Origin of the sequence: Sphingopyxis sp. Q841 (assembly GCF_052384365.1) — a bacterium.
GTDB classification, from domain to species: Bacteria; Pseudomonadota; Alphaproteobacteria; order Sphingomonadales; family Sphingomonadaceae; genus Sphingopyxis; species Sphingopyxis terrae_A.
Genome location: NZ_JBQSUM010000004.1, coordinates 86531 through 107384, shown reverse-complemented (window position 1 = coordinate 107384; position 20854 = coordinate 86531). Strand labels below are relative to the sequence as shown.

Genomic DNA, 20854 nt, shown 5'->3' with positions numbered 1-20854 from the left:
AAAGGCCGACAGAATGACAACCCCCGGAACCATGCCGATGCGCGCGTTCGCACTGGTACCGGTGCGTGGCCGCGCTCGACCGCGGTTGCAAGCCTCCTCGCTGCCGCTATATGGCGGCATCAGCGGGGGGGCGTATGGTGCCGGTCGGGCGGGCCGGGATCGAAAAGGAATGGCGTTCCGAAACAAGTTCAGAATGACCGAGGCAAATGACCGATCCGACGCGGCCCACGGCATCGAGGGCGTCCTGCTCGCCAACCGCGACCGGATCATCCGGTTTCTGACGGTTCGCGGCGCGGGCGATGCTGCCGAAGATCTGTTTCAGGATTTGTGGATGCGCCTGACCGAACGCCACAGCGGCCCTGTAGCCGACCCGCTCTCTTATGTCATGCGCGCGGCCAATAATTTGATGCTTGACCGCTATCGTTCGGTGCGTCAGAGCCAGTTGCGTGACAAGGCGTGGGGCGAAGCGAGCGCAGCGCAGAAACCCGGCGCCGAGGCGGTGCTTATCTCGCGCGAGCAATTGGCAATGACCGAGCGCGCCATCGCTGCGACCGGCGATCGCCCGGCACAGGTCTTTCGTCGATTCCGCTTCGACGGGGTATTGCAACGCGATATCGCCGCCGAAATGGGCATCAGCATAAGTACGGTGGAGGCCGATCTCCGCAAGGTCTACGCCGCGCTCGCTGCCGTCAGGAGGCAATTCGATGCCGGCTGACCATGTGACCGCGAGCGAAGCCCAGGCGATCGACTGGATCGTCCGCCAACGCGCGCCCGACTTTGCCGATTGGGACGGCTTTGCCGACTGGCTTGCCGAGGACCCAGGACATGCCGAAATCTACGACGCGTTGGCGAGCCTCGACCTCGATCTCGATGCGTTGCCCCCCGCTGCGCCGTCGGTATCCCCGGCGAATGATCCGGCTGAACTCGATCGGGGCATGCCGCGTCGCTGGTGGCTTGGCGGAGCGGTCGCCGCGGCGATCGTCGGGGTCGTCGCCCTCCCCTCGCTCGACCTGTCGGGCGGCCGGAACGTGATCCAGACCGCCGCGGGTGAGCATCGCACGATCACCCTTGCCGACGGCTCGCGGATCGAGATCAACGGCGGCTCGACCCTGCGGCTCGACAAGGACCATCCGCGCTTTGCCCGGCTGGAAAGCGGCGAAGCGATGTTCCATGTCGTGCACCGCACCGACAGCCCTTTCGTCGTCGAAACGGGCGGAACGCAGATCATCGATCTCGGGACGGCCTTCAATGTGGTGCGCGCCGGCAATCGGACCGCGGTCGCGGTTTCGGAGGGCGTCGTGCTCTATTCCCCCGATCGCAGCAAGCTGCGCCTGGTGGCTGGGCAAGCGATCGACGCGCGCGACGGCGATACGCAGCCGCCACGCATACGGCGCGTCGGTACGGCCACGGTCGGTGGATGGCGGAGCGGCCTGCTGGTCTATGACGGCGCGGCGCTTCAGACCGTCGCCGACGATCTGAAGCGGACGGCTGGGATATCCGTGCAGATCGATCCCTCGGCGTCGCGCTTGTCGTTCCGCGGTACCCTCGTCGTCGACAAGGCGAGCGATCGCACCGTGGCCGACCTTGCGGCGCTGTCGGGCGCCAAAGCCGAGCGGCGCGGCGATGGCTGGGTGGTCAGCCGCTGACGATGCACGCGCGCCTGTCTCTTGCGCTGGGACTCGCGACTATCATCCTGCCCGCGCAGGCGATGGCGGCTGAAGAACGCGCGTTCGACGTGCCGCGCGCCAGTCTTTCGACCTCGCTTCCGTTGCTCAGCCGTCAGGGCGGTGTCAGCATCAGCGTCAGCGACCCGGCGCTGTGGCGGACGCGGATGCGCCCGGTGCGCGGGCGGATGTCGGTCGACGAAGCGATCCGGCAGATGCTCGACGGCACCGGCGTGCGCGCAGTGCGGGTCAGCGCCACAAGCTGGCGAATCGAGAAGCAGGTCGCCCCGCGCTCCGTACGTCGCCCGCCCCCGCCTGCGGTGCCTGCGGCAGCGCCGCCGCCCGAAGCGCCGCCGTATGAATTCATCGTGACCGCGACAAAGGCCGACCTGCCCTATTCCAGTTTTGCGGGCGTCGTCACCCGGATGGATGGCGACGATCTGGCATTCGGCGGCGAGCGCGGTACGGAATCCATCCTGTCGCGAATGGCCACCGTGTCGTCGACCCATCTGGGCTCGGGCCGCAACAAGCTGTTCATCCGCGGAATCGCCGATTCCAGCTTCACGGGGCCGACACAGGCAACCGTCGGGCAATATTTCGGCGACATTCGGCTGAGCTACAACGCCCCCGACCCCGACCTGCGCCTCTATGACATCGACAGCGTCGAGGTGCTCGAAGGGCCGCAAGGCACCCTCTACGGCGCGGGATCGCTTGGCGGCATCATCCGCGTCGTGCCGCGCGCACCCGACGCGCGAGAGGCGAGCGTACAGGCAATCGCCGGTCTGACCGCAACCCAGCATGGCGAACCGGGCGGCGACATCGGCGCCATCGCCAATGTCCCGATCGGCGACAGCGGCAGCGCACTGCGCCTTGTCGGCTATATGATCACCGATGGCGGCTATATCGACAATCCGCTGCTCGGCCAGAATGACGTCAATCGCGTCACGGTGCGCGGCGGCCGCGGGACATTGCGCCTTGTCCCGGCGGCCGACTGGACCGTCGATATCGGCGGCGTCTATCAATCGACGACCGCCGACGATGCCCAATATGCCGACAAGGATGCACCGCCGCTGACGCGCAATTCGCTCGTCGAGCAGAATGCGCGCGGCCGTTACGGGATGGGCACGCTCGTCGTTACACGCGACTGGGACAATCTGCGCCTGCAATCCTCGAACGCCTATATCGATCACCGGCTTTACGAGCGCTTCGACGCCACCCCCGCGGGCGGCGACCCGCGCGTTCTGGACCAGTTCAACGATACGCGCATGTGGGCGAGCGAGACGCGATTGTCGCGCCCCTATAGCGATGGTTGGGGTTGGGTGGTCGGCGCGAGCATCGTCGACAATGAAACGCAGCAGCGCCGCGAATTCGGCGGCATCCAGATGCGGTCGGCACTGACCGGCGTCACCAACCGCGTTACCGAATATACCGGCTATGGCGAGCTGACGGCCGAACTTTTGCCCGATGTGATTGCTACGGCGGGGCTGCGTTACTCGCACGCACGCTTGGGCGGAAGCGGCGAAGACGTCGCCCTCGCTCTGGCGCTCGCAGCGTCGGGCAAGGCGATCACCGCGCATCGCAACGAAAGCGACCTTCTTCCTTCCTTCGCCATTCTCGCGCGGCCGCTATCGAACCTGACGCTTTATGCGCGGTATCAGGAGGGGTTTCGGCCCGGCGGCCTTGCCGTCGACGGCAATTTCGTCCGCCGTTATCGCAACGACCGGGTTCATACGTGGGAAGGCGGCATAAGGCTCGGCGAGCGCGGCCGCACCCCGTTCGATGCCAATATTTCGGTATCGCACACGCGCTGGTTCAACATTCAGGCCGACTTCATCGACGGCAACGGCTTTCCGACGACCGCCAACATCGGCGATGGGCGTATCACCAGCATCTCGGGTTCGCTCGCCGTCCGCGTGACGCCCACTCTCTCCTTCGATCTGGGCGCGGTCTATAACCATAGCCGCGTCGATGATCTGGCTCCCCAAATCGCGCTGGTTGCCGATTTTGCGCCGGGCCGGCTGGGGCGGATCCCCAATGTCGCAAGCCATGCGGTGCGCGGAGCGATCACCTATGCGGCGCCCGTCGGCGACGACAAGGAAATCCGGATCAACGGCTGGGCCAACTATATCGGACCGTCGCGGCTCGGGATCGGGCCGGTGCTTGGCGAGGGCCAGGGCGATTATGTCGATACCGGCCTTGCGATGCGGCTCGGCAACGGGCGGCGCGGCCTGTCGGTGACGCTGACCAATCTGCTCGATTTAAAAGGGAATCGGTTCGCGCTCGGAACGCCCTTCGTCGAGGGGAGCCCCGGCTATCTGACGCCGCTGCGGCCGCGGACGCTGCGGGTCGCCGTCGACATCGCTTATTGAGCGCGATGCCGACGGCACACCCTCATTCGGCGAGGGTCAGTTGCTCGAACCTGTCGAGGTGATAGTCAGCGCTGCCGAACTGCCCCTCGATCATCGTCGCACGCTTGAAATAATGGCCGATCGCCAGTTCCTGCGTGATGCCGATGCCGCCGTGCGTCTGGATCGCATTCTGGCCGACGAATTTCGCGCCGCGGCTCACCTTCGACTTGCACGCAGAAACAGCCGCCTTGCGCGCATCGGCCGCGAGGTCGAGCTTCAGCGTGCCCATGATCGTCATCGACCGCGCCTGTTCGACTTCCATGAACATGTCTACCATGCGGTGCTGCAGCACCTGGAACTTGGCGATCGGAACGCCGAACTGCTTGCGTTGCTGGGTATATTCCAGCGTGCCTTCGTGCAGCTTCTGCATCACGCCGGTCGCCTCGGCACAGACCGCGACGGTCGCTTCATCGACGATCTGTTCGATCAGCGGCAGCGCGGCGCCTTCGCCGCCGAGCAGCGCATCGCCCGGGACCACGACATTTTCGAAATAGATTTCCGATGCGCGGTTGCCATCGACGGTGGGATAATCGCGGCGCACGATGCCGGGAAGATTGGCGTCGATCAGGAACAGCGACACGCCATCCTGGTCGCGCTGGCCGCCGCCGGTCCGCGCCGTGACGAGCAGATGGGTCGCCCAAGGTGCGGCATAGACGACGCCCTTGTGACCGTTCAGGACATAGCCCGCTCCATCCTTCTTCGCAGTCGTGCGTAGATTGGCGAGATCATAGCGCCCCTGCGGTTCGGCGTATGCAAAGGCAACGATGGCGTTGCCGCCGATGATTTCGGGGATCATCGCATCGGCCTGCGCGCCGCCAACGGCCTTCAACGCGCCGCCCGCGATCACGACGGTCGGCAGATAGGGCTCGATCCCGATGACCTTGCCCAGTTCCTCCATGACGATCGCATTTTCCAGCGCCCCGCCGCCAAGGCCGCCCTGTTCTTCCGAAAAGGCAGCGCCAAGCATTCCGAGTTCCTGCGCCAGCGCCGTCCAGATCGCCGGATCGCGCCCGCTGTCCGAATTGATGAACTTCTGACGCGTCTCGAAATCATAGGTGTCCGAGAGGAAGCGCGACAGCGTGTCGCGGATCATGTCCTGCGTTTCGGTATAGGTGAAATCCATTGTCGTTATCCTCGATTTCATCGTCATCCCGGCGAAAGCCGGAATCTCACCGCCGCATCATGGCAACAGGTCGAGATCCCGGCCTCCACCGGGATGACGTTGATTATGTGATCAGAGTCCCAGAACCATCTTCGCGATGATGTTGCGCTGGATCTCGTTCGACCCGCCATAGATCGTGGTCTTGCGCATGTTGAAATAGGTCGGCGCGGCGCGGTGTGCATAGTCGGGACCGATCGGGTGCTCGTTATCGCCTTCCCCGAAGCCGCGGAAATAGGGCGCCCCGTAATGGCCGACCGCTTCCAGCGTCAGTTCGGTGAGCCGCTGCTGGATTTCGGACCCCTTGATCTTGAGCAGGCTCGATTCCGGTCCCGGTCCCTTGCCGGCATTGGCGCCGGCCAGACTGCGCAGTTCGGTAAATTCAAGCGCGGTCAGGTCGATCTCCAGTTCCGCGACCTTGCGCTTGAAGAAGGGGTTCTGAAGCAGCGCCTTGTCGCCGTCGAGTTCGGTGCGCGCGATCGCCTTGACGCGTTCGACGCCGCGCTTCGACGAGGCGACACCGGCGATGCCCGTGCGTTCGTGCGCGAGGAGGAATTTGGCGCAGGTCCAGCCTTTGTTCTCCTCATAGACGCGCTGCTCGACCGGCACGCGCACGTCTTCGAGGAAGACTTCGTTGACCTCATGCTCGCCGCCGAGCGTGATGATCGGACGCACGGTGATGCCGGGCGACTTCATGTCGATCAGCAGGAAGGAAATGCCCTCCTGCTGCTTGGCGTCCTTGTCGGTGCGAACTAGGAAAAAGCCCCAGTCGGCATGCTGCGCCATCGTCGTCCAGGTCTTCTGGCCGTTGACGACATATTCATCGCCGTCCCGCACCGCGACGGTACGCAGCGAGGCAAGGTCCGATCCCGAACCGGGCTCCGAATAGCCCTGGCACCACCAATCCTCGCCCGACAGGATGCGCGGCAGGAAGCGCGCTTTCTGTTCGGGGGTTCCGAAGGTGTAGATGACCGGGCCGACCATCGACAGGCCGAATGGCATCAGGCGGATACAATCGGCGCGCGCGGTTTCTTCCGAAAAGATGAAACGCTGCGTCGGGGTCCAGCCGGTGCCGCCATATTCGACCGGCCAGGCCGGCGCGACCCAGCCCTTTTTGTAGAGAATCTTGTGCCACGCAAGGAAGTCTTCCTTGGTCAGTTCATCCCCTTCGTCCTGCTTGCCGCGCAGCTCGGCGGGGTAATTTTCGGCGATGAAGTCGCGCACTTCCTTCTGGAAAGCGAGATCTTCGGGGCTGAACTCCATGTCCATTTTCTGATTCTCCCTTGGGCTATGGCGCCCTTATAGAAAGCGCTCACGTTTACGTAAAGGTAAGTTGCGCGACGAAACGCAGTCGTCCGGAGACTGCGCCGAACATCGGCCCTTGTCCAGACGCCCGCGTCGTCGCATGAAAGGAGCGGACCAAGGGGCGGGAGAGGAAAATGCGGAAATCTTTGCGGCTGCTCGTCGCGCTTGCGGTGCTGATCGCGCTGTGCGGCGGCGCGGCAATGCTGTTCCAGCAACAGATCGGCATGTGGGTGTTCAAGCGCGGCGTCGAGCGCGGCGTCGGCCGCGACCATCTCGCCGGTCTGCCCGACGGTCTGCATGTGGCGCTGTGCGGCACCGGATCGCCGCTCCCCAACCGCGATCGTGCTGGCGCCTGTACGGTGGTGATTGCCGGCAAGGCGATGTTCGTTGTCGATGCCGGCGAAGGCGGCGCGCGCAACATCTCGCTGATGGGGCTGCCCAATGGCCAGATCAAGGCGCTGTTCCTGACCCATTATCATTCGGATCATATCGACGGCATGGGTCCGATGATGCTGCTGCGCTGGACGGGCAGCGGCAACAAGGCGCCCCTGCCCGTCTACGGCCCGACGGGACTCGATCAGGTGATCGGCGGCTTCGACGCGGCCTATGCGCTCGACAATGGCTATCGCACAGCGCACCACGGGCCGGTCGTGACCCCGCCCGCCGCGGCGGGTGCGACGGCCCTCCCCTTCGCGACGCCCACCGAACCGGTCGTCGTCTATGAAGCGGACGGCCTCCGCGTGACCGCCTTCCCGGTCGATCATCGCCCGGTGCAACCCGCGGTCGGCTATCGCTTCGATTACAAGGGGCGCAGCGTCGTGCTGAGCGGCGATACGGCGCCATCGAAAATGGTAGAACGGGTTGCCAAGGGCGCCGATCTTCTGGTGCACGAAGCGCTGCAACCCGAAATGGTCAAACTGATCGCTGCGCAGCTCAAGGCGTCGGGCCGACCGCAGACCGGGCAGATCATGGACGACATCCTCGATTATCACGCCAGCCCCGCGCAAGCGGCGGACAGTGCGAAGGTCGCCGGGGTGCGAATGCTCGTCCTCAGCCACATCGTCCCGCCCTATCCGTCGCGCTACCTTGACGCCGCGTTTCTAGGTGATGCGAAGCGGCGCTATCCGGGACCGATCGTCGTCGGCGAAGATGGCGACTTTTACTCGCTTCCCGCGGGCAGCACCGCGATCACGCGGGGGAACTGGTTCTAGCAAATCGGGGACGGGAGTCGGAATGGCGGAGAGCGACCGGTTGCGGACGATGCGAGATGGCCGCGCCTATCGCCTCCGCTGGTGATACATCACGATAACCGATTGTAGCTTGCCGTCATCTGTCCAGCCGTATCGATCTACCATGTTCTGCGGCTGCGGGAGCTCGTTAAGAAAGTGGCCCACAACTTCAAAAGAGCATTCCGGCGTGGCGATGTAATAGTCGCACCGCACATTATTCACAGACACTAAAACGGGCTTCTGCGACGGGCGAGACGCAAATCGAGCAAATCGTGGGCCGTAGTCCGTTTCCCACTGCAAGCGGATATAGGCGGCAACCTCGTCAGACGTTGGAAGCCTCTCTTCTGCACGAGCCTGCTCCATCGAGATTGCATAATTTGCACACCCGGAAAAGCAAAGCAGGGCGAGGACCATTGGGACACTCTTCATTCGCCTAGATGTAGCAGGCATAGGCCGACTTTCCACCCAGTAACCGCCGTTCGCCGCCGATTTGGAGGGAATGACCGGAATCGATCGTTATCGACCGCTCACCCCGCCCGCGGCGACCTTGGTACCGCCACGACCACCGCGCCATCGCTGGCATAGGCGCCGCGCCGTTCGGCGATCGACAAGGTTACGGGCACCGCCTCGCCTTCGCGGCTGATCAGCTCGGCCTCGACGCGCGCGGGTTCGCCGGTGCGGAATACGGTTTCGAGCGCTTCGGCAAAGCAGCGCCGCGTCGCGATCGACAACAGCGCCGAAAAGCGCACGCGCCGGATCGCCAGCGCGTCGACGCCTACCATCGAAATCAGCGCAGAATTGGCGTCCTCGATCGCCTCGCGCACCGAAAGGCGGGCGTGGCCGATCATTCCCTGCGCCTCGATCGCCGCAATCGTCGCGGCGCGCGTGTCGCCTTCGACCGCCCCCTCGAAGGTCGCGCTTGTGTCGCGAAGGATCATCGCGCCGCCCGCGGGAACCGGCACCAGGTCGACGCGCAGCCACTGGCGCGGATGCAAAAGACCAGGCACCTCGCCCGCAAAGCGTTCGCGGCATTCGATCAGCCGGGCGACATGGCTCGCCGCCAGACTTGCCCCGAAACCCGGAAATATATCGACCAATTGGCGCCCGAGCAGATCGTCATCACCGGCGACCAAATCGCGCGCGGCGGGGTTGAGCGCCACGATGCGCCGGTCGCGATCGAACAGCAGCACCGCATCGCGGATCGCCTCGACGAGGTTCGCAAGCGAGGCCTGCAGCGCGTCGACCGCTTCGCCGCTCGCGGGCTTGCGCAGCCGCCGGTAATCATCGTGCGAGATCAGAACGTGCGCGTCCTTTCCATGGTGTGTCACTACAACCGGCCGCCGCGCCGACCGGAGCCGCCAGCTTGCAAATCCCCGGATGAAGTCCGCCGCCGATACCCGTTCGGGTTCCTGTGCCGTCGCCAAATTCGCCTCCCCTTCGAAGCCATGGACATATTATGGGAGGAACGCGGGGCGGCTGGCGGCGCGGCGTACCGGCAATGGCGCCGAAACGGAGCGATCAGACCAATCGCGCCTTGCCGCACCGCAGCGCGTTGACCCGCGCATCCGCCTCGCCCAGATGCAGCCCCAGCGTCGCGGTGACGCTTTCAAGCACGCCGTCGAGCACGGGCGCGGCCAGCCCGACCGTGTCGCCGACAAGGCTGGTCAGCGCCTTGGCGTTCAATCCGATCCCGAGGATGTTGACCGACAAATCCATCCGATCGGCGAGTGATTTGGCGGCGCCCGATACCAATCCGCCGCTTTCGACCGTCTTGACGCGGCCAACGTCGATGTCGTCGCGCGTGAAGCGTGCGGGCTTTTCGGAAAGATCGGACAGCACCAGTTCGGCCTTTGCGTTTACGCTCGCGAGCGGCAGGCTGAGCAGCTTGACCGGCTGCGGGTTCAGTGGGCGCTGTATATTCTGAAAATCGATCGCATTGACCTTGCCGATCGACAAGGTTGCGGGGGCCGTCTTGATCCCCAGTGTTACCGCGTCGCTGCCGTGGTGGCAGTCGATGTCCGAAATGCGCGCTTCGGCCGATCCCAATTCGGTATAGACCGGGATATCGATTGCGGCGAGCGGCGTGTTGACGCTCGCCGCCAGCTTGAGCCTGACCTGCGCAGTGCGCACGATGACGTCCTGCTTTTCGGTCACCGCGATCAGCGGCGAGTTGGCCGGCGGCTCGCCGATCATCAACGCCACATCGACCCCCGAACCCCCGGGAATGGTGACGCCGGTCGCAAGATCGAGCTGGCGATTGGCGTTGGCGAGCAACAGCATCGTTCGCACCATGCTGAGCGCGTTGACCTTCACCGGATTGGCTGGGTCGATCCGGATGCTCGATGCGCGCGGGCCGAGGTCGATTGCGCGCGACGGCAGGAGGCTACGCGGCAGTGCCGCATCGGCGAGCGTGCCGATCGCTTTTGCCGCCTGCCCGTCGCTTGCCTTGGCGAGCGCGCCCAGCACTTGTGGCAAGGTCGCCTGGGTATCGAGCGTCTGGCCAAAGGTCAGCACGTCGGCATCGAGTTCGGTGCGCAACGCGTCGGAAAAAGCGAGCAGATCGATGTCGGCATCGGCCAGCGCCTTATAGTCCATTAGGTTCAGGTTGACCTGACTCCCCGTGAGCGCCGACAGCAGCGCATTGCGCAGACCGCCGTGCACCGCGGCGACGCGCGAGCCGAGCGAGAACGCGGCATAGCCCTGCCGCGCGGCGGTGGCGCTGGCATATATGACGCTATGGTCGCGTCCGGTCAGAAAGCGCCCGAAGAACAGCGGACGCTCGCGGGTGAGCACGACATGGATTGCGTTGGGAGTGTAGCCGCCGCGGGCGAAGCGCTGTTCGGCGGCTATGCCGGGATCGGCGGTATAGGTTCCGGCTTGGAAGGCCGATATGGTGATCGCGCAATTGCAGTTGGCGGCGATGATCCGGTCGGCCGCCGCCCGTTCGTTGCCGGGGCGTCCCGCCGCCGCCAGCGCGGCGGCATCGGCGATGCCCTGAAGCTTGCGGCGGTCGAGATAGAGCGATCCGAAGTCGACCGCCAGCGCCGCCGAGCCGATCAGCATCGTCATCGCCAGCGCCGATGCGATGCTGATCCCGCCGCGCGTATCGCGCGCCAGCTTTGCGAGGATGCGCCGGCGCATCGTCAATCCGCCGGCAGTTCGAAGGTCGCGCGGGCGCTGATCACATGGCCGGGCGCCGGAACGAAGGAGGAGCGGAGGAAATGGTCGGCGGGAACGGTGTAGGTCAACGCGACGGTCACCGCCTCGCTTGTCTCACTGACCGCTATCGTGCGGTTGGCGGGGCTGTAATCGCCGATGCTCGCCATGCTGCGATCAACCGCGCGGATCGCCACCGCCCGGCGATCGGCGGCGTCGAGGCCGACAATCGCGGCGCGCGCGCCATCGTTCGCAGCTTGCTGCACATTATGTGCGAGGAGGAAATATTGCCCGTAGATCAGGATGCCGATGAGCAGCGTCAGAAACAGCGGCAGCACCAGCGCCATTTCGACGATCGCCGCCGCCCGCTCGTTGCGGGCCAGACGCAGAACCTCGCGAATGACCGTCGGGCGGCGGGCGATGTTTTGGGGGGTATGGACCTGTCATGCGGCCAACATGACCGCTGCGCGTCAAGCATCGCTCAAAGGCGGCGTGTGGGAATTTTGCGCAATTTACCGAATATGGGCGCAGCGGTCGGCGGCGAAATGCACGGCACGCGGGCAGAAGTTAACGATCGCCCGCGCGCCCCGCATGCAAAATGCGCAAAAATTATCCGTTCGCTGCCTGCAGCTTGTCCTCAGTGCGGAGGTCGAAATCCGACGCATCGTGGCGTTCGCGCAGCTGGGACGCGGGGTCGCCCATCACCCGATTGACCATGCGCCCGCGCTTGACGGCAGGGCGCGCCGCAAGCTGATCGGTCCAGCGCTGGACATTCTTGTAGTCCTGCACCTGCAGGAACTCGCCGGCGTCATAGATCAACCCCTTGGCAAGCGCGCCGTACCAGGGCCAGATCGCCATATCGGCAATGCTGTAATCGCTGCCGGCGATATATTCATTGTCGGCCAGACGGCGGTCGAGCACATCCATCTGGCGCTTCACTTCCATCGCATAGCGGTTGATCGGATATTCCTGCTTGAAGGGCGCATAGGCATAGAAGTGGCCGAAGCCGCCGCCGAGAAAGGGCGCGCTTCCCATCTGCCACATCAGCCAGGACAGCGTTTCGGCGCGCTGCGCGGGATCGGTCGGCAGGAAAGCTCCGAACTTTTCGGCGAGATGGATCAGGATCGCGCCCGATTCGAACACCCGGATCGGCGTGTCGCCGCTGCGATCGACGAGCGCCGGGATCTTGCTGTTCGGATTGGCGTCGACGAAACCGCTCGAAAACTGGTCGCCCTCGCCGATGTTGATCAGCCACGCATCATATTCGGCGCCCGAATGACCCGCCGCGAGCAATTCCTCCAGCATGACGGTCACCTTCACCCCATTGGGCGTACCCAGCGAATAGAGCTGGAGCGGATGCTTGCCGACTGGCAAATCCTTGTCGTGGGTTGGGCCAGCGATCGGGCGGTTGATGTTGGCGAAACGTCCGCCGCTTTCCTTGTCCCAGCTCCACACTTTCGGCGGCACATAGTCATTCTGGTCGGCCATCGGACACTCCTGCGCTAGATTTCGGTTGTGGTTCGCAACTTAGGAAGGCGATGTTACCCCGTCCACCGCAAGGCGGATCAAATAATCCTTTGCGCGCGCAAAGCGGAAATGCTGGCGGCATCATAACCAAGCTCCGCAAGGATCGCGTCGCTATGTTCGCCCGCCTGCGGTGCGCGCTGCGCTGTGACCTTTGCCGCATCCGACAACCCGATCGGCGCGCGAATTACCGGCGCTGGCGCGGGAGAGCCGGGATAGGCAAGCGGCTCGATCAGGCCCATCGCGGCCACCTGCGGGTGCGCCAGCGCTTCGCCGGGCTTCAGGATCGGCGCGGCAGGAACGCGCGCGGCGCCAAGCTCGGCAATCGCCGCGTCGGTGCTGCGTTCGATGCACCAGCTCTGCATGATCGCGCTCAGTTCGGCACCATTATCGCCGCGGTCGATGTCGCTTGCGTATCGCGGATCGTCGACCAGTTCGGGGCGCCCGACCAGCGCCGCCCAGCGCGCGAAGATCGCGCCGCCGACGATCTGGGTAACAATCCAGCCGTCGCGGGTGCGAAACAGATCGGTGGGCGCCGAGCTGAAACTGCGATTTCCCATCGGCTGACGTTCGATCCCGTTGATCGCATGATCGATCGTCAACGCGTTCGAAAAGGCCAGCGCGGTGCCGAGAAGCGAACCCGAAACGCACTGCCCCCGCCCCGTCCGCTCGCGTTCACGCAGCGCCACCATGACCCCGAAGGCGCAGTGGAGCGCAGTGCCGAAATCGACGTAATTGACCTGCGCGCGATAGGGCTGGTCGGGCGTGCCGGTCAGGTGAATCGTCCCCGACATTGCCTGACCCACCGCGTCGAAGCCCACGCTCCCCGAAAGCGGCCCCTCGCTGCCGAAGGCCGACGCGGTTGCAAGAATGATGCGGGGATTGATCGCCGACAGGCTTTCATAATCCAGTCCAAGCTTGCTCAGCACATCGTGCGGCAGGTTGGCGATCACGACATCGGCGCCGGCGACCAATTTGCGTACGATCTCGCGGCCCTCGGGCGTTCCCGGCTTCAGGCTCAGGCTCCGCTTGCCGCGCGCCATCTGCATGAACATCGCGCCCGATCCATCCTCGGCGACGGGCACGGTAAAACGGTCATCATTGCCGCCGGGCGCCTCGATCCGGATGACATCGGCGCCATAATCGGCGAGCAAGGCGGCACAATAGGGGCCCGCAATATAGCGCCCGAAATCGAGCACGCGTATTCCCGTCAGCGGCACAAATCTCTCCCAGTCCTTTATTGCTACCTATCGCGCTAGCAGCCGTCCGTCGACGCCGCCAGCGGCTTCGTCGAAAGCGGCGGCTTGCGCTTTGCGGGGAGCGCCATATGCTCACAGCATAATTACAACAGGGGATAATTTCATGGCGCGCATTGCACTCGCCCTGGCCGCGACTCTGGCCTGTTCGACATCGGTTTTCGCTCAACAAGCAGCCACGCCTGCGGCCGACGCAAAGCCCGAAAAATGGGACGTCAACGCGCCGCCCGGAATGGTAACGCACAAGGTGCCGATCGCGGTCGACGAAGGCAGCTGGATGAACATCGATGTCGCGCCGGATGGCAAGACGATCGCCTTTGACCTCCTCGGCGATATCTACACCATGCCCATCGCTGGCGGCACGCCCACCCGTATCGCCGAAGGGCTCGCTTATGAGCATCAGCCGCGGTTCTCGCCCGATGGCAAGCGCATCGCCTTCGTCTCCGACCGCGGCGGCGGCGACAATATCTGGATCATGAACCGTGACGGCAGCGACAAGCGCCAGCTGTCGAAGGAAGAATTCCGCCTGCTCAACCAGCCGAGCTGGAGTCCCGACGGTGAGTTCATCGTCGCCAAGAAGCATTTCACCACCGGGCGCTCGCTCGGCACCGGCGAAGTCTGGCTCTATCATGTGTCGGGCGGGGCAGGCGTTCCGCTGGTCAAGCGCCCGAACGAGCGGCATCAGAAAGAGCTGGGCGAACCGATTTTTGCGCCCGACGGCAAGCATGTCTATTACACGCGCAACGTCACGCCGGGGCCGATTTTCGAATATGCGCAGGACAGCAACACCGACCTGTTCCATATCGAACGCTATAATCTCGACACGGGAGAGGTCGACACCGCCGCATCGGGCGATGGCGGCGCGGTGCGCCCCACCCCCTCGCCCGACGGAAAGAAGCTCGCCTTCGTCCGCCGCGAGGGCGCGCAGTCGAAACTCTACGTCAAGGATCTGACCTCGGGCGCCGAGAAGAAGGTCTATGACGCGCTCGATCAGGATGTGCAGGAAACCTGGGCGGTCACCGGCGTCTACCCGAATATGGCGTGGACGCCCGATAGCGGAGAAATCCTGTTCTGGGCCGGCGGAAAGCTGCGCCGCGTGGCCCCCGGAGGTGGCGATGCGCGGATCATTCCCTTCCAGATCGACGATGACCGCGTGATCATCGATGCGACGCATCCCGTGGTCAAGGTCGCACCCGACAGCTTCCAGACCCAGATGCCGCGCTGGGCCGAAGTCTCGCCCGACGGCAAGCAGGTGGTTTTCGAGACGCTCGGCAAGCTTTGGGTCAAGCCCGCGACGGGCGGCACCGCGCGCCGGTTGACCGCGGACAAAAGCGCCGCGTTCGAACTCTGGCCGAGTTGGTCGTCCGACGGCAAGCAGATCGTCTTCGTGCGCTGGACCGACGCCGGTCTTGGCGAAATCCATACCATCGCTGCAGGCGGCGGCGCGTCGCGCAAGGTGACGAGCGTCCCCGGCCACTATGCCGAACCGCGCTATTCCCCGGATGGTAAGCTGATCGCATTCGAGCGCCGTTCGGGCGGCGGCTTGACGTCACAGCGCTGGGGCGACGACCCCGGCATCTACAGCGTCGCAGCGACCGGGGGCGCCCCCGTCCGGATCACCGACAATGGCGCCAAGCCGCAGTTCGGCACCGATAGCGACCGGATCTTCATGGTCGCGTCGGGCGACGGCAAGAACCAGCTGGTCAGCACTGACCTCAACGGTCAGGACAAGCGCGTTCATGCCAGCGGCGACCTGGTCAGCGATTATGAAATTTCGCCCGACGGCCGCACCCTCGCCTTCCGCGAGAATCATGATGCCTATGTCACCCCGCTGATGCCCGGCGGTCAGGACGTATCGCTTTCGACCAAGAGCGGCGCCCTGCCCGTCACGCGGATCAGCGGCAGCGGTGCCGACTATATGCATTGGTCGGACGGCGGCCGGCGTCTCCACTGGACGCGCGGCGCAACGCTGTTCAGCGCCGACCTGGGCGCAATGTTCGCTGACGCTCCCGGCGACGACCGCGCGGTGAAATTCACGCCGCCCGCCGAAGGCGTTTCGCTTTCGATGACCCAGGCTGCAGCGAAGCACAAAGGCGTCGTGGTGATCACCGGCGCCAAAATCGTGACGATGGCGACCAAGGACGGCGGCATCATCGACAATGGCGCGATCGTCATCGACGGCGACCGCATCGTTTCCGTAGGGCCCGCGGGCGCCGTGACCGTTCCGGCAGGCGCGGTGACGGTCGATGCGACGAGCAAAACGATCGTTCCGGGCTTTGTCGATGCCCATGCCCACGGCCCGCATGGCGATGACGAGCTGGTGCCGCAGCAGAATTGGTCGGAGATGGTCAACCTCGCGATGGGAACGACGACCAGTCACAACCCGTCGTCGCGCGCGTCCGAAATCTTCGTGTCGTCGGAAATGCAGCGTGCCGGCCTGATCCTCGCGCCGCGCATCTTCTCGACCGGCGAGATCATCTACGGCGCCAAGGCGGCAGGCATCTATGCCGAAATCGACGGCTATGAAGACGCTCTGGCGCATGTCCGCCGCCTGAAGGCCCAGGGCGCGCATAGCGTCAAAAACTATAACCAGCCCCGCCGCGAACAGCGACAGATGGTGGTCAAGGCCGCGCAGGCCGAAAATATGGCGGTCGTGCCCGAGGGCGGCTCGCTCTACACGATGGACCTGACGCTCATCCAGGACGGCAACACGACCGTCGAGCATAATATTCCGCTGCACACCTTCTACAAGGATCTGGTGCAGCTGTGGGGCCAGACGAAGACCGACTATACCCCGACGCTGGTGGTGACGTACGGCGGCCCTGCTGGCGATCCCTATTGGCGCGCGCATACCAATGTGTGGGAACAGCCGATCCTCGCGCGCCACATCCCGCCTGCCATTCTGGCGGCGGACAACAAGCGCCGCGTGATTGCGCCCGAAAGCGACTATGTCGACGATGATTCGGCGCGCGAGGCGGGCAAGATCGCCGCGGTCGGCCGCAACGTGTCGATCGGCGCGCACGGCCAGCAGGCCGGCGTCGGCGCGCATTGGGAGATATGGTCCTTCGTACGCGGCGGTTGGAGCAATATCGATGCATTGCGCGCCGCAACGATCATGCCGGCCACGGCGCTCGGCTATGCAAAGGACGTCGGCTCGCTCGAGGCCGGCAAGCTCGCCGACCTGCTGATTCTCGATGCCGATCCGACCGAAAATATCCGCAACACCGAACAGATCCACCGCGTGATGCTCGGCGGACGGCTCTACGACCCGATGACGCTCAACGAAGCCGAAACCGGCAATCGCAAGCGCGATCCCTATTGGTGGGAGGCCGACCGGCCCTGATGCACCGGTGAAAAATGGCGGCGGGACGCAATTTTGTGACGAAGGGGTTGCAACATATGCGGACCGCCGCTAGGGGCAACCGCCTCAGCGAGGAGAGTTGGCTGAGTGGTCGAAAGCGTCGCACTCGAAATGCGAAGTGCCGGCAACGGTACCGAGGGTTCGAATCCCTCACTCTCCTCCATTTTTCCCCATGTTTCGACCCGTGGCGCGGGCCGTCGCGGGACTGGGGAATGGACTTGAATCCCCCGCGGATCGTCATAAGTTAACGACATGACGATCAAGAATACTTCCCTGCCCGATACGCCCGCCGCCGCTATATCCGCGCCGCTGATCGAACGCGCGCGCTTTGCGCCGGGCGATATCGTGCGGCACCGGATGTTCGATTTTCGCGGCGTCGTGTTCGACGTCGATCCGGTCTTCGCGAACAGTGAGGAATGGTATCAGGCGATCCCCGAGGCGATCCGCCCGGCCAAGGAACAGCCCTATTACCACCTACTCGCCGAAAGCGAGGACAGCGCCTATATCGCCTATGTCAGCCAGCAGAATCTGGTGGCCGACGGCGACGAAGGGCCGGTCGATCACCCGCAGGTCGAGGCGATGTTCGACGGGCTCGATCGCGGTCGCTACCGCGTCCGCTCGATCCACCGCCACTGACCTGACCGGCCCTCGCGGGTCGGTGCGGACTCTTCAGGCCTTGAGCTTCCAGCCTGACGCCAGAAGACGATAGGTGATGACGCCCAGCAGCGCATTTACGCCGATAAGGAACAGCGCTGCGGTCGCGACCGGATTGGCAATCGTCGAATCGACCGTGCCGATGAAGCCGTACCGGAACCCCATGATCGCATAATAGACGGGGTTGCCGTGCGCGACCGACTGGAACCAGGGGGCGAGCTTGTCGACCGAGTAGAACGTCCCGGACAGCAGCGCGAGGGGCGTGACGACGAAGTTGGTGACCGCGGCGGCATGATCGAATTTTTCGGCCCACACCGAGGTCAGCAGCCCGAGGAAGCCCAGCATCATCGCCCCGAGGACGCCGAACAGCGCGACCGCCCATGGATGCTGCGGGGCGACGTGGACGCCGGGCCAGAACAGCATGGCGGCCCAGAGCGCGATACCGACGAGGATCGCGCGCGTCACCGCGGCGCCGACAAGCGCGATAATCAGCTCGCCCACGGCGAGTGGCGGCATCAGATAATCGACGATTGTGCCCTGAATCTTGCCGACGAGGAGCGAGAAGCTCGAGTTGGCGAAGCTGTTCTGCAGCATCGCCATCATGATCAGGCCGGGGGCAATGAAGTCGGCAAAGGGAACGCCGATGACGCGGCGACCCGCACCGCCCAGCGCGACGGTGAAAATGACGAGGAAAAGGAGTGTCGTGACCGCCGGAGCCCAGATAGTTTGGAGCTGGACCTTGAAAAAGCGCCGCACCTCCTTGACATATAGCGCCTGCATCCCCGGAACATTGAGCGTCCGGATATGCGGGACACCGGGTTCCGCGAAATGCGGCGCGGCACGGAAATCGCCTGAGCCTGTGCCCGACTCCGGGCGCGAAATTTGGGGCTGGTCGTTCATGGCGTTCTCGCCTATCGCCTCCCCGATCTTACCGCAAGCTGGGCTGTGACTGCGCGCGTCCTTTCGGGAATGCGATCCGCCCGCGGCGTGGAATGATGAGGAATAAAGATGTCATGGACTGATGAGCGCATCGAACAGTTGCGCAACATGTGGGAAAAGGGCCTGACCGCCAGCCAGATCGCCGACGAGCTCGGCGGGGTCAGCCGCAATGCCGTCATCGGCAAGGCGCACCGTCTGGGGCTGAAATCGCGCCCGTCGCCGGTCAAGGCCACCGACAAGCCGGTAAAGGCGCCCGCGCCCAAGGCGGCGGCGCCCGCTGCACCCAAGCCGGCGGCCGCGCCTGCTGCACCCCGTGCTGCCGCACCGGCGGCTCCGCGTCCGGCAGCTGCACCGCCCAAGGCCGAACCGAAGCCGGTTGCCTCCGATGCCTCGGCCCCGGAAACCGACGCGCCATCCAAGCCTGATGCGCCGCGCATCGTCTCGATCGGCCCGGGAGGCTTCATTCGTCAGGGACCCGGCGACCAGCAGGCTCCGATTCCGCCGGCGCCGCCGCGCCGCCTTGTGCCCGCAAAGCCGAGCCCCGAGATCGCCGACAAGACCAGCCTGCTCGATCTCAACGATCGTATCTGCCGCTGGCCGATGGGCCATCCGGGCGAGCCCGATTTCCATTTCTGCGGTGAGGCGGTGAACCCCGGCTTCCCCTATTGCGTCGAACATTGCGGACGCGCCTATCAGGCACAACTGCCGCGCGGGACGCGCCGCCCGCCGCCGCCGCCGCCCTTCGGGGGGCCGCGCGTCCGGTGAGGCCGTTCGGACAGGATTTCGAATTCGCGCGCTTCATGGGGTTCGAAATGGTCGAACGCGGCGATGGTCGATGCCGGATGGCGATCGACATCGACCGCGCGCGGCACTTCAATCCGCAGGGCGTTGCGCATGGCGGCGTCGCCTATTCTCTCGCCGATACGGCAATGGGCGGGGCGCTGACGAGCCAGATGCCCGACAGCAAATGGTGCGCGACGCTGGAAATCAAGTTCAACTATCATGTCGGCGTGCGCGAAGGCCGGCTGATCTGCGATGCGAGCGTGCTGCATCAGGGCAAACGCATCGCCAATATCGATGCGCGTCTCTATCAGGACGACCGGCTCGTCGCGAGTGCCAACGGCAATTTCGCAATCTTCGACGCCCCGCTCGACCGATAGACTGACCTACGAAAAGGCGCCGGATCGCTCCGGCGCCTTTCCTTCATTTCCAGCCTGTTAAAAACGGAAGCTCAACGTTCCGCGAACGCTGTGCGTCCGGAAATGCGGATCGCTGCGCTGGATATTGGTGCCACCGCCGTTGAGGAGGAACGGGTTGGTTGCGGGCGCGCTGCCCGCGCCGACGTTCACCACATAATCATCGTCCTTCACGTCGGTGTAGAGATATTCGAGCCCGACCGCGATGTTGTTCGTGACCATCACCTCGGCGCCGCCGCCGGCGGCATAGCCCCAGGCGTTGGTCTTGCCATTGTCGGCAAAGCTGTTGGCGGTGTTGGTCGTCGTAAAGCGGTTGTCGAGCCGCGCATAGGCCGGACCGCCAGTGACATAGAAGAGCGCGCCGCCGCCGGGCGTATAACCCGCGCGCAGGCGGGCGCTGGCCTGCCAATCGGCTTCGCGGCTCATCGTATAGCTCGCGGGGGTGGTCGAAAAGCCGGTGACGCTATCGCGGGCGACGCTGTGACCACCCTCGATCAATGCGCCGACGACGAAATTGCCCATACGCTTGTCGAGCCCGAGCCGACCGAAGAATTCGGGGCCGTCCTTGTCGTTGCGGCAGCCGACGTTCGCGGTGCCTGTCGCGGCGCCATTGCAGAAACCGGGGGAGAAAGCGTCGGCGCCGGTCGAAGTCGTGACCTGATCGCCGTAGGTGCCGTCGCGATCGGTATCGAAGACGAGCGTTTCACCGCGATCGCTGCCCTGCAGCGTCGCGCCGCCGCCGACCGAGACATAGGGGCCGTTGAAATCCTGCGACCTGTCGCGCGCGGTGGATCCGCTGTCCTGAGCCATGGCCGGGACAGCCAGCATCGTCGCCGCCGAAGCGACGAGGAGAGAGGCGAGTTTCATATATTTTCTCCACTTTTTGAGTGACTTTGCAGTCACCCGATCAACCCGCCGGCTTTCGGCGAAGTTCCTGCCTGTGCTGAAAACGGGATGAGCCGAGCGGCAGGAAATCGGTCCGCGCCGCGCCCTGGATCGCCCG

At 64.6% G+C, this 20854-nt stretch carries 17 protein-coding genes and 1 tRNA gene; 9 read left to right on the top strand and 9 right to left on the bottom strand.

Going from position 1 to position 20854, the window contains the following annotated elements; all coding sequences use genetic code 11:
- The first annotated feature begins 31 nt into the window (after positions 1–31).
- From ACT17R_RS16620 to ACT17R_RS16610, 3 genes are read left to right on the top strand one after another with little or no spacing between them, the layout of a single operon-like run.
- The gene (locus ACT17R_RS16620) at positions 32–715 is read left to right on the top strand and encodes an RNA polymerase sigma factor (RefSeq protein ID WP_313906801.1); all 684 of its coding nucleotides are present in this window, start codon (positions 32–34) and stop codon (positions 713–715) included.
- Positions 705–1646 carry a FecR family protein gene (locus ACT17R_RS16615; protein ID WP_062902452.1) on the top strand — a complete coding sequence of 314 codons (942 nt, stop codon included), beginning with the start codon at positions 705–707 and terminating at the stop codon, positions 1644–1646. Before ACT17R_RS16620 ends, ACT17R_RS16615 begins: the two co-directional genes overlap by 11 nt.
- Before the next feature lie 2 nt (positions 1647–1648).
- A complete protein-coding gene (locus ACT17R_RS16610) occupies positions 1649–4033 on the top strand; it encodes a TonB-dependent receptor domain-containing protein (protein ID WP_444809846.1) in 2385 nt (794 codons plus the stop codon).
- Positions 4034–4055: 22 nt separating this feature from the next.
- Here the strand turns inward: ACT17R_RS16610 and ACT17R_RS16605 are convergent, their stop codons facing one another.
- Together ACT17R_RS16605 and ACT17R_RS16600 are read right to left on the bottom strand one after the other, a co-directional pair.
- A complete protein-coding gene (locus tag ACT17R_RS16605) occupies positions 4056–5195 on the bottom strand; it encodes an acyl-CoA dehydrogenase family protein (protein ID WP_217373444.1) in 1140 nt (379 codons plus the stop codon).
- 111 nt (positions 5196–5306) lie between these two features.
- Positions 5307–6500, bottom strand: a complete 1194-nt coding sequence (locus tag ACT17R_RS16600) for an acyl-CoA dehydrogenase family protein (protein WP_003051642.1) — start codon at positions 6498–6500, stop codon at positions 5307–5309.
- A gap of 170 nt (positions 6501–6670) precedes the next feature.
- Between ACT17R_RS16600 and ACT17R_RS16595 the strand changes: the two genes are divergently transcribed.
- The gene (locus ACT17R_RS16595; RefSeq protein ID WP_062902455.1) at positions 6671–7747 is read left to right on the top strand and encodes an MBL fold metallo-hydrolase; all 1077 of its coding nucleotides are present in this window, start codon (positions 6671–6673) and stop codon (positions 7745–7747) included.
- A gap of 545 nt (positions 7748–8292) precedes the next feature.
- On the opposite strand, the gene ACT17R_RS16590 is transcribed toward ACT17R_RS16595, so the two are convergent.
- The 5 genes from ACT17R_RS16590 to ACT17R_RS16570 all read right to left on the bottom strand — a co-directional run bounded on the left by ACT17R_RS16590 (position 8293) and on the right by ACT17R_RS16570 (position 13665).
- Positions 8293–9093: a PAS domain-containing protein gene (locus tag ACT17R_RS16590; protein WP_234178962.1), complete on the bottom strand. Its 801-nt coding sequence runs from the start codon at positions 9091–9093 to the stop codon at positions 8293–8295.
- A 190-nt stretch (positions 9094–9283) separates the two neighbouring features.
- Complete coding sequence (locus tag ACT17R_RS16585; RefSeq protein ID WP_186401728.1) at positions 9284–10906, bottom strand: TadG family pilus assembly protein; 1623 nt, start codon at positions 10904–10906, stop codon at positions 9284–9286.
- A gap of 2 nt (positions 10907–10908) precedes the next feature.
- Complete coding sequence (locus ACT17R_RS16580; RefSeq protein ID WP_082819954.1) at positions 10909–11268, bottom strand: TadE/TadG family type IV pilus assembly protein; 360 nt, start codon at positions 11266–11268, stop codon at positions 10909–10911.
- 262 nt (positions 11269–11530) lie between these two features.
- On the bottom strand, positions 11531–12409 hold the full coding sequence (yghU, locus tag ACT17R_RS16575; protein ID WP_003044038.1) for a glutathione-dependent disulfide-bond oxidoreductase: 879 nt from the start codon (positions 12407–12409) through the stop codon (positions 11531–11533).
- Between the two features lie 77 nt (positions 12410–12486).
- The gene (locus ACT17R_RS16570; protein ID WP_217373446.1) at positions 12487–13665 is read right to left on the bottom strand and encodes a CaiB/BaiF CoA transferase family protein; all 1179 of its coding nucleotides are present in this window, start codon (positions 13663–13665) and stop codon (positions 12487–12489) included.
- Positions 13666–13807: 142 nt separating this feature from the next.
- On the opposite strand from ACT17R_RS16570, the gene ACT17R_RS16565 reads away from it, so the two are divergent.
- From ACT17R_RS16565 to hspQ, 3 genes are all read left to right on the top strand, one after another.
- Positions 13808–17044 (top strand): amidohydrolase family protein, encoded by a 3237-nt coding sequence (locus ACT17R_RS16565; protein WP_444809845.1) that lies wholly within the window; start codon positions 13808–13810, stop codon positions 17042–17044.
- A gap of 91 nt (positions 17045–17135) precedes the next feature.
- A tRNA-Ser gene (locus tag ACT17R_RS16560) sits at positions 17136–17225 on the top strand.
- A gap of 89 nt (positions 17226–17314) precedes the next feature.
- A complete protein-coding gene (gene hspQ, locus ACT17R_RS16555; protein ID WP_062902462.1) occupies positions 17315–17698 on the top strand; it encodes a heat shock protein HspQ in 384 nt (127 codons plus the stop codon).
- 33 nt (positions 17699–17731) lie between these two features.
- Here the strand turns inward: hspQ and ACT17R_RS16550 are convergent, their stop codons facing one another.
- Positions 17732–18616: an ABC transporter permease gene (locus tag ACT17R_RS16550; RefSeq protein ID WP_003044048.1), complete on the bottom strand. Its 885-nt coding sequence runs from the start codon at positions 18614–18616 to the stop codon at positions 17732–17734.
- Positions 18617–18724: 108 nt separating this feature from the next.
- On the opposite strand from ACT17R_RS16550, the gene ACT17R_RS16545 reads away from it, so the two are divergent.
- On the top strand, positions 18725–19420 hold the full coding sequence (locus ACT17R_RS16545; protein WP_062902463.1) for a GcrA family cell cycle regulator: 696 nt from the start codon (positions 18725–18727) through the stop codon (positions 19418–19420).
- The gene (locus ACT17R_RS16540; protein WP_062902464.1) at positions 19417–19815 is read left to right on the top strand and encodes a PaaI family thioesterase; all 399 of its coding nucleotides are present in this window, start codon (positions 19417–19419) and stop codon (positions 19813–19815) included. Before ACT17R_RS16545 ends, ACT17R_RS16540 begins: the two co-directional genes overlap by 4 nt.
- A 57-nt stretch (positions 19816–19872) precedes the next feature.
- Here the strand turns inward: ACT17R_RS16540 and ACT17R_RS16535 are convergent, their stop codons facing one another.
- Positions 19873–20718 (bottom strand): outer membrane protein, encoded by an 846-nt coding sequence (locus ACT17R_RS16535; protein WP_217373449.1) that lies wholly within the window; start codon positions 20716–20718, stop codon positions 19873–19875.
- Between the last annotated feature and the right edge of the window lie 136 nt (positions 20719–20854).